Source organism: Streptomyces sp. NPDC005752 (assembly GCF_040630715.1).
Classification (GTDB): domain Bacteria; phylum Actinomycetota; class Actinomycetes; order Streptomycetales; family Streptomycetaceae; genus Streptomyces.
Genome location: NZ_JBEXYB010000075.1, coordinates 1 through 10,186 on the forward strand (window position 1 = coordinate 1; position 10,186 = coordinate 10,186).

A 10,186-nucleotide genomic window follows, 5' to 3' on the forward strand; every position below is an offset into this window, starting at 1 on the left:
GTCGTTGGCGGAGGTGTGGCGTTCGGTGGGGGTTGTTCCGTCGGTGGTGGTGGGGCATTCGCAGGGTGAGATTGCGGCGGCGTGTGTGTCGGGTGCGTTGTCGTTGGCTGATGGGGCGCGGTTGGTGGCGTTGCGGAGTGGTGTGATTGCTGGCGGTTTGGCTGGTTTGGGTGGGATGGTGTCGGTGGCTGCGTCGGTGGAGCGTGTTGAGGAGTTGTTGGTGGGGTGTGAGGGGGTGTGGGTTGCGGTGGTGAATGGTCCGGGGTCGACGGTGGTGGCTGGTGGTGTGGAGGAGTTGGCGGGGGTGGTGGCGGCTGCGGAGGCGGTGGGTGTGCGGGCGCGGGCGATCGCGGTGGATTATGCGTCGCATACTCCGCATGTGGAGGGGGTTAGGGAGGAGTTGTTGGAGCTTGCGTCGTCGGTGACGCCCGGGGTGGGTGAGGTGGCGATGTATTCGACGGTGACGGCCGGCCTGGTGGAGGGTCAGGTCCTGGATGCGGAGTACTGGTATCGGAATCTGCGGGAGCCGGTTCGTTTCCAGGAGACGGTTCAGGGTCTGCTGGACGAGGGTGATGCGGTGTTCCTGGAGATCAGTCCGCATCCGGTTCTGACGGGGGCGATCCAGGAAATCGGTCAGGATGTTCTGGCGGTGGGGACGTTGCGTCGGGGTGAGGGTGGTCCGCAGCGTTTCATGACTTCGATGGCGGAACTCTGGGTGCGAGGCGTCGAACTCGACTGGAAATCGGTCTTCAACGGTGCGGGTGCTCACCCTGTGGATCTGCCGACGTATGCCTTTCAGCGGGAGCGTTTCTGGTTGGAGGGGGTGGGAGGTGCTGGTGATGTGTCGGGTGCTGGTCTGTCGGTGGTGGATCATCCGTTGTTGTCGGCTGGTGTGATGCTGGCGGGTGGTGACGGGTTTGTGTTCACGGGGCGGTTGTCGACCAGGTCGCATCCGTGGCTGGCTGATCATGCGGTGGCGGGCCGGGTGCTGGTGCCTGGTGCGGCGTTGTTGGAGTTGGTGTTGCGGGCGGGTGAGTATGTGGGGTGTGACCTGCTGGAGGAGTTGGTCCTGCATGCTCCGTTGGTGTTGCCGGGGGATGACGGGCCGGTTGATGTGCAGGTCAGTGTGGGTGATGAGGATGAGTCGGGGCAGCGGGCGGTTCGCGTCCATTCCCGTCTCCATCAGGTGGGGGATGAGGACGCCGACTGGGTGAGTCACGCGACGGGCGTTCTGGGCGTCGATGACCAGTCGACAGCACAGGAGCCGGTGGGTCCGGACGATGTGTGGCCCCCGGTGGGTGCGGTGCCTGTGGCTGTTGAGGGCGTGTACGAGGAGTTCGCGGGGGCGGGGTATGCGTATGGGTCGGTGTTCCAGGGGTTGCGGGCGGTGTGGCGGCGCGGTGAGGAGGTGTTTGCTGAAGTGGAGCTGCCGGTCGAGGCTGGTGGGTTTGCGGTGCATCCGGCGTTGGTGGATGCGGCGTTGCAGGCGCGTCTGGTGGTGTTGGTCGAGGAGGGTGGGGAGCGGATGATGCCGTTCTCGTTCTCCGGGGTTCGGGTTCATGCGACGGGTGCGACGGCTGCGCGGGTGCGGGTGGCGCCGGCGGGGCCGGACGCGATTTCGGTGTCGCTGATGGACCGGGCAGGTCTGCCGGTCCTCACCGTCGATGAGCTTGTCTCACGCCCGCTTGCCGGGACAGCGTTGACGGTGGCGGATGGTGCTGGGGTTTCGGATTCGTTGTTCGAGGTGGGTTGGGTTGTTGCCCCGGTGGTTGATTCCCGGGTGGTGGCGGGAGAGGTGCCTGTTTTCGCGGATGTGGCGTCGGTGGTGACGGCGGTTCGTGAGGGTGCTTCGGTGCCCGGGGTTGTGGCGGTGGTCTGTCCGGAGGGTTCTGTGGCTGAGGCCCGGGAGGTGCTGGGGTCGGTTCTGGGTTGGGCGCAGGAGTGGCTGGCGTGTGCGGAGTTGGAGGCGTCGCGGCTTGTCGTGGTGACGCGGGGTGGGGCGGCTGTCGGTCCCGGGGCCCGAGTTGACGTGGTGCAGGCGGCAGTTCGGGGTCTGGTGCGCTCGGCGTGCTCGGAGTACCCGGACCGGTTCACACAGGTCGATGTGGACGTGGTGCACGAACCGGTGCTGGCACAGGCCTTGGCTCGAGCGGTCGATTCGGGGGAGCCGGAGGTTGCGGTCCGGGGTGGTGTGGTGTCGGTTCCGCGTCTGAGCCGGGTCCAGGGCGGAGCTTTGGCGGTTCCTGAGGGGGCTGGGGCGTGGTCGGTGGATCTGAACACGGCCGGGACTTTGGAGAATTTGGCCCTGGTCGTGTGCCCGGCGGTTGAGGTGCCGTTGGGGGCTGGTCAGGTCCGGGTGGGTGTGCGGGCGACCGGTGTCAACTTCCGTGATGTGCTGGTCGCGTTGGGTGTGGTGCCGGAGGGGGAGGCGCTCTTCGGGTGTGAGGGTGCGGGTGTGGTGCTCGAGGTGGGTCCTGGGGTGGATGCTCTGGCGGTGGGGGACCGGGTGATGGGTCTGCTGACGGGTGCCTATGCGGGGCCGGTGGCGGTTGCGGATCATCGGATGGTCGTACGGATTCCGCAGGGTTGGTCTTTTGCTCAGGCGGCGACGGTGCCCGCTGTGTTCCTGACCGCCTACTACGCGTTGGTGGATCTTGCGGAGATCGGTGCGGGTGAGTCGCTTCTGGTGCACGCTGCCGCGGGTGGAGTGGGGATGGCTGCGGTGCAGCTGGCTGGGCATCTGGGTGTGGAGGTGTATGCGACGGCGAGTGAGCCGAAGTGGGCGGTTGTGGGGGCTATGGGTGTGGGGGCGGACCGGATCGCGTCGTCGCGGACGTTGGAGTTCGGTGACCGCTTCGATGGTGTGGATGTGGTGCTGAACTGTCTTGCACGGGAGTTCGTGGACGCGTCGCTGGGCCTGTTGTCGGCGGGTGGCCGGTTCCTGGAGATGGGCAAGACAGATATTCGTGATGCCGATGAGGTTGCCGAGAGGTGGCCTGATGTCCGGTATCGGGCGTTTGATTTGGGTGAGGCCGGTGCTGACCGGATGGGGGAGATGCTTGGTCATCTGGTGGAGTTGTTCGAGCGGGGTGTGCTTTCACCGTTGCCGGTGACGGCGTGGGATACGCGCCAGGCGCCGGAGGCTTTCCGGTATCTGAGTCAGGCCCGGCATACGGGGAAGGTGGTCCTGACGACTCCGCCGACGGTGTGGGACGGCCCGGTTTTGATCACGGGTGGTACGGGAGTGGTCGCGAGGGCGATCGCCCGTCATCTTGTCACCACGCATGGGGTCACCGACCTGGTTCTGGTGGGTCGGCGTGGCCCCGACGCGCCTGGTGCTGCCGAGTGTGCCGAGCAGTTGCGGGGACTGGGTGCGAGGGTGCGGGTGGTGGCCTGTGATGTTGGTGACCGTGATGCGGTTGCTGGTCTGCTGTCCGGCATACCGGGTCTCAAGGGCGTGGTGCATGCGGCTGGAGTGCTGGATGACGGGGTGGTTTCGGCTTTGACGCCGGAGCGTCTGGACACGGTTTTGCGTCCGAAGCTGGATGCTGCGTGGCATCTGCACGAGTTGACTCAGGACTGTGACCTGTCGTTGTTCGTGTTGTTCTCGTCGGCTGCGGGTGTCTTCGGTGCTCCTGGTCAGGGTAGCTATGCCGCGGCGAATTCCTTCCTGGACGCGTTGGCGCAGCATCGTCGCAGGGCGGGGTTGCCGGCGCATTCGCTGGCGTGGGGTCTGTGGGCCGAGCGCAGTGAGATGACGGGGGCGTTGGGCGGGGCGGATCTGGCCCGCATGGGGCGGATGGGTGTGAAGGCGTTCTCGGTGGAGCAGGGGCTCGGGTTGTTCGACGCGGCGATTGCGTCTCCGCGGGCTCAGGTGGTGCCGGTGCGGCTGGACGTGGCCGGGTTGCGTGGTCAGGACGTTGTTCCGCCGCTGTTGCGGGGGCTGGTGCGCACGAGGGCCAAGAGGGTGGCCAGTAATACCGGTGGTGGGGGTGGTGGGCTGGCCGGGCGTCTTGCGGTGCTGTCGGTGGCGGATCGGGGTCGGGTGTTGACGGAGTTGGTGCGGGCGCAGGCCGCGGTCGTTCTCGGGCATGGTGACGCGGACGCGGTGGATTCGGACCGGGCGTTCAAGAGTCTTGGCTTCGATTCGCTGACTGCGGTCGAGCTCCGTAACCGGCTCGGAACAGCGACAGGGTTGAAACTCCCCGTGACTGCGGTCTTCGATCACCCCACCCCCGCCGCGCTGGCCATCGAGCTGGAATCACTGCTGGGTCTGAACAATGCACCGGCCCGGCAGCCGGCCGTTCCGACGGCGCAGGCCGGGAATGCCGGGACCGATGACGATCTGATCGCGATCGTCGGGATGAGCTGCCGGTTCCCCGGCGGTGTCCGCTCCCCCGAGGACCTGTGGCAGCTCCTGGTCGAAGAACGCGACGCCATGACGCCCTACCCGACCGACCGTGGCTGGGCTGTCGGAGATCTGGGTGCTGCGGACTCCCCGGATACCGTTTACGAGCGGGTCGGTGGATTCCTTCACGATGTCGCGGACTTCGATCCGGAGTTCTTCGGGATCTCACCACGTGAAGCGCTCGCGATGGACCCCCAGCAACGGCTCCTGCTCGAAACCACCTGGGAGGCCCTCGAGCGCGCGGGCATCGACCCGACCACCCTCCACGGAACCCCCACCGGCGTCTTCGCAGGATTGATCTACAACGACTACGCCGCCCGATTCCCGAACCTGCTCAGTGGCTTCGAGGGATACCTGGGCAATGGCAGCGCCAACAGTGTCGCGTCGGGTCGGGTGGCTTATGCGCTGGGTCTCGAGGGACCGGCGATCACCGTGGACACGGCCTGCTCGTCGTCCCTGGTGGCCCTGCACCTTGCAGCCCAGGCACTGCGACAGGGCGAGTGCACCCTGGCCGTCGCCGGCGGAGTGACCGCTATGGCGACACCGCGACCGATGGTCGAGTTCAGCCAGGTCGGAGGCCTCGCGCCCGACGGCCGCTGCAAGGCGTTCGGAGCAGGAGCGGACGGTATGGGCTTTGCCGAGGGTGCAGGCGTGCTGGTGGTGGAGCGGCTCTCCGACGCCCGCCGTCACCGACACCCGGTGCTCGCGGTCCTGCGTGGCTCGGCGCTCAACCAGGACGGGGCGTCGAACGGTCTCACCGCTCCCAGTGGCCCCGCTCAGGAGCGGGTGATCCGTCAGGCGCTGGCCAATGCCGGTATGGCCTCGTCCGAGGTGGACGTGGTGGAGGCGCACGGCACGGGCACGTCCTTGGGCGACCCGATCGAGGCCCACGCCCTGATGGCCACCTACGGGCAGGACCGCCCGGAGGACCAGCCCTTCCTGCTGGGGTCGGTGAAGTCGAACATCGGCCACACCCAGGCCGCGGCAGGCGTCGCAGGGGTCATCAAGATGGTGATGGCCATGCGGAACGGCGTAGTGCCGCGCACGCTGCACATCGAGCAGCCCACCTCGCACGTCGAGTGGACCGAAGGGGCCGTGCGTCTCGCTGCCGACAGCGTGCCGTGGCCGGAGACGGGCCGACCCCGTCGCGGCGCCGTGTCGTCGTTCGGTATCAGCGGCACCAACGCCCACGTGATCGTCGAGCAGTTGCAGGAGCAGCCCGCCGCCGAGGTACCCGATGCCTCCGACGGGCTGCCCGTGCCGTGGGTGCTGTCGGCAAGGAGTCCCGAGAGCCTGCGGGAGCAGGCCCGCAGCCTGCACCAGTGGGTGGCGGCGGACCCGGAATTCGCTCCCGCCGACATCGCCCGCTCCCTGGTGACCACCCGGGCCACCTTCGGGCATCGTGTCGTGATGGTCGGGCGTACGCGTGAGGACTTCCTGCGCCAGCTGTCGGCCCTGGAACACGGTGAACCCGTCGCCGGCCTGGTCGAGGGCATCCCCGCGGCCCGGTCCAAGACCGTGTTCGTCTTTCCCGGACAGGGCTCGCAATGGGCCGGCATGGCAGCCGCCCTGCTCGACACCTCCCCGGTCTTCGCCGAGCACATCGACCGCTGCGCCGCGGCGCTGCGCCAGCACACCGACTGGTCCCTGCTCGATGTGCTGCGAGAACACCCTGATGCGCCGTCGTTGGACCGCGTCGACGTGGTCCAGCCGGTGCTGTGGGCGGTGATGGTTTCGCTCGCCCAGGTGTGGCAGTCCTACGGGGTCCACCCGGACGCCGTGGTCGGGCACTCACAGGGGGAACTGGCCGCAGCGTGCGTGTCGGGAGTGCTCTCCCTTGCCGATGCCGCACGGATCGTCGCCCTGCGCAGCCGGCTGATAGGGCGGGAGCTGGCGGGGCAGGGCGGCATGGTGTCGCTCCCGCTGCCGATGACGCAGGTCGTGGACCTGCTCGAGCCGTGGGGCAAGCGGATCTGTGTCGCCACGGTGAACGGGCCGAACTCCACCGTCGTCGCGGGTGAGCCCGGGGCGCTGGACGAGCTGATGGCCGTCTGCGAGAGCGACGGGGTGCGCGCGAGGCGTATTCCGGTGGATTACGCCTCGCACACCCCGCAGGTCGAGCGCCTCCGCGAATCGCTGCTGGAGCTGGCTGGGCCGGTAGTGCCGCAGCAAGGAGGCCTCCCGATGTACTCGGCCGTGACCGGGGAACTCCTCGATGCCGAGGAGGCGAACGCTGAGTACTGGTATCGAAACCTGCGCGAGACCGTGCGGTTCGAGCAGGTCACACACACTCTGGTGGCATCCGGCCATGAGGTGTTCGTCGAGGTCAGCCCGCACCCGGTGCTGATCAACGGCATCGAGGAGACGCTGAAGGACCACGAGACCGGGATCGTGGCCACCGGCACTCTGCGGCGTGACAAGGGCGACCGGGCCACGCTGTTGACCGCGCTGGCAGAGCTGTTCGTGACAGGGGTCGCTGTGGACTGGCCGACCACATTCGAAGGCGGCCGACCGGTGGACCTGCCGACGTACGCCTTCCATCGGCAGCGCTACTGGCTGGACGCGCCCGCACCGTCCGACGACCCCTCGGCACGGGGCGGCGGAACCATGGACGACCAGTTCTGGGCCGCAGTGGAACGTGAGGACTTCGAAAGCCTCGCGTCCACCCTCGCCGCAGCGGATGCGGGAGGCGAGGCGGAGATCCAGTCCTCGCTCACCGCCCTGCTGCCCGTGCTGTCCGCGTGGCGCAGGCAGCGCAGCGAGCAGGACACCGTGGACTCGTGGCGCTACGGGATCGAGTGGACGCCGGTACCGGACGCCGGCTCCGCGCATCTCACCGGTACCTGGCTGTTGGTCGTCCCCGACGGCTTCGACGAGGACCGGCGGGTATTCGCCCTGGCGGCCGGTATCGAGCGTCGAGGTGCGAGCGCCGTCCCGATCGTCCTCCCCTCCCGCGGGTCCGTGGAAGAGCCCTCCGAGCAGACCACGGATCTCGCGGACCACCTCCGGTCGGTGCTCGACGCGTACCCCGACGTGAGTGGGGTCCTGTCGGTGACCGCCTGGGACGAACGTCCGCATCCGACTTCCTCGGTGGTACCGCGGGGCTACGCCGACAACCTGGCGCTGATCCAGGCCCTCGACGTGGCGGGTGCCGACGCCCGACTGTGGTGCGTGACCAGCGGCGCGGTCACGACAGGAGCTCATGACGCCCCGGTCGTTCCGGCACAGGCGCTGGTGTGGGGTCTGGGGCGGGTGGCCGCCCAAGAGCTTCCTGACCGCTGGGGCGGGCTCATCGACGTTCCGGCGGATCCCGACGAGCGGACGATGACCCGGCTGTGCGGCCTGCTGGCCGGCGAGTCCGGCGAGGACCAGATCGCTGTCCGCGCCACCGGTCTGCTCGCCCGACGGCTGGCGCGCACGCCCGCCCCCACCAGCGGCACCGACGAGTGGACCCCCACCGGCACCGCACTGATCACCGGTGGCACCGGCGCCATAGGAGGCCACGTCGCACGTTGGCTGGCCGCGCGCGGCGCAGAGCACCTGATGCTGCTGAGCAGGCGGGGGCCGGAGGCGGAAGGAGCCGAAGAGCTACGGGCCGACCTGGTCGAGGCAGGCGCGCGGGTCAGCATCGTCGCCTGCGACGCCGGAGACAGGGACGCTCTTGCGGCGGCGCTGGCCGACGTACCGGACGAGTTTCCGCTGACCGCGGTCTTCCACACCGCCGCGGTACTGGACGACGGACGCCTGGACACGCTCACGGTGCCCCGCGCGGATGCGGCTCTACGCGCCAAGGCCGGCGCCGCGTGGAACCTGCACGAGTTGACCGAGCATCTGGACCTGTCGGCGTTCGTCCTGTTCTCCTCCACCGCGGGCACGTTCGGTGCCGCGGGGCAGGGGAACTACGCACCCGGGAACGCGTTCCTCGACGCCCTCGCGTGGCACCGCCGGGCGCGCAAGCAGGCTGCCACCTCCATCGCATGGGGGGCCTGGGCCCAGGGGGGCATGGCGGAGAAGGAAGCCGTCGTCGAGCTGCGCCGCAGGCACGGCGTCCCGGCCATGTCTCCGCAACTCGCGACGCTGGCGCTGCGCAGGGCGCTCGACGCGGACGACACCGTCGTGGTCCTCGCCGACATCGACTGGGACCGCTTCTATCTCGCTTACACCGCTGCCCGGCCCAGTCCACTGCTGCACGGCCTGGACGAGATCCGGCATCTCCAGCAGCGTGCGGTCACCGACGGCCGGTCCGGAACAGTTGCTGCGGGCCCGACCCTGGCCGAACGGCTCACGGGCCTCAGCCGCCCGGAACAGGAACGGCTGCTGCGCGATACCGTCCGCACCCACGCCGCCGTAGTGCTCGGACACGACGGTCCCGACGCGGTACCCGTCAAGCGTCCGTTCTGGGAGCTCGGCCTGGACTCGGTCACCGCCGTGCAACTGCGCAATCGGCTCGGCGGTGTCGCGGGACGCAAGCTGCCGGCCGGACTGGTCTTCGACTACCCGACCGTCACCGGTCTTGTCGAGTACCTGCGCGGCGAACTGTGCCGCGACGCAACCGAAACCAACCCACTCATGTCCGACCTGGACCGGCTGGACAACGCCTTGGCCGCCTTGCCCGACGACGACCCCACACGGAGTGAAGTGGCGGAGCGACTGGCGAAGTTGCTGCGCAGGGTGAGCCCGGTGGCGGTCGTGATGCAGGCACCCGCACGGGATCTGGACCTGGACACGGCCTCACACGACGAGGTGTTCGCGCTCATCGACGAGGAACTGGGAGAGGCCTGACCCTCGGCGCCCCGGCACGTCTCCTCCGACCGCAGTACGACACGAACGGACCAGGTGAGAACTCATGGCGAACGACGACAAGCTCTTCGGCTATCTCAAGCGTGTCACCGCCGAGCTGAAGGAGACTCGCGCACGCCTGCGGGCCGCGGAATCGGCAGCCGACGAGCCTGTGGCGATCGTCGGGATGAGCTGCCGGTACCCCGGGGGTGTGTCGTCGCCCGAGGACCTGTGGCAACTGGTGTCCGGCGGGGTGGACGCGATCTCCGAGGTGCCGTCCGACCGCGGCTGGGACCTGAGTGGTCTGTTCGACGCGGACGGGGAGGAGCGGGCCGGCACCTCGTATGTGAACAGGGGCGGCTTCCTCTACGACGCCGCGGACTTCGACGCCGGATTCTTCGGGATCTCGCCGCGTGAGGCGTTGGCGATGGATCCGCAGCAGCGGTTGCTGCTGGAGACGTCCTGGGAGCTCTTCGAGCGCGCCGGCATCGATCCGTCATCGGTCCGCGGAAGCCACACGGGCGTCTTCGTGGGATCCAGCTTCCACGGCTACGGCGGCGACTCGAACGCTGCCCCCGACGAGGTCAAGGGCTATCTGCTCACCGGTCGTGCGGACAGCGTGATCTCCGGCCGGATCGCCTACACCATGGGACTCGAGGGCCCGGCGATCACGGTGGACACAGCGTGCTCGTCGTCACTGGTGGCCCTGCATCTGGCAGTGAACTCACTTCAGCGGCACGAGAGCTCCCTCGCCATCGCCGGTGGCGTGATGGTCATGGCCACCCCCGAGGTGTTTGTCGAGTTCAGCCGGCAGCAGGGCCTGTCCCGCGACGGCCGCTGCCGGTCCTTCGCGGGCAGCGCCGACGGCACCGGACTCTCCGAGGGCGTCGGGATGTTGTTGGTGGAGCGGTTGTCGGATGCGGTGCGTAACGGGCATCAGGTGTTGGCTGTGGTGCGGGGTTCGGCGGTGAATCAGGACGGTGCGTCGAACGGGCTGAC

The 10,186-nt window shown here is 68.5% G+C and carries 2 protein-coding genes; both read left to right on the forward strand.

Going from position 1 to position 10,186, the window contains the following annotated elements; genetic code table 11:
- Positions 1 to 13: 13 nt before the first annotated feature.
- Positions 14 to 9,190 carry a type I polyketide synthase gene (locus ABZ441_RS33220; RefSeq protein ID WP_358981085.1) on the forward strand — a complete coding sequence of 3,059 codons (9,177 nt, stop codon included), beginning with the start codon at positions 14 to 16 and terminating at the stop codon, positions 9,188 to 9,190.
- Positions 9,191 to 9,254: 64 nt separating this feature from the next.
- Positions 9,255 to 10,186: beta-ketoacyl synthase N-terminal-like domain-containing protein (locus ABZ441_RS33225; RefSeq protein WP_358981087.1), on the forward strand; the 932-nt coding region annotated here is incomplete at its 3' end.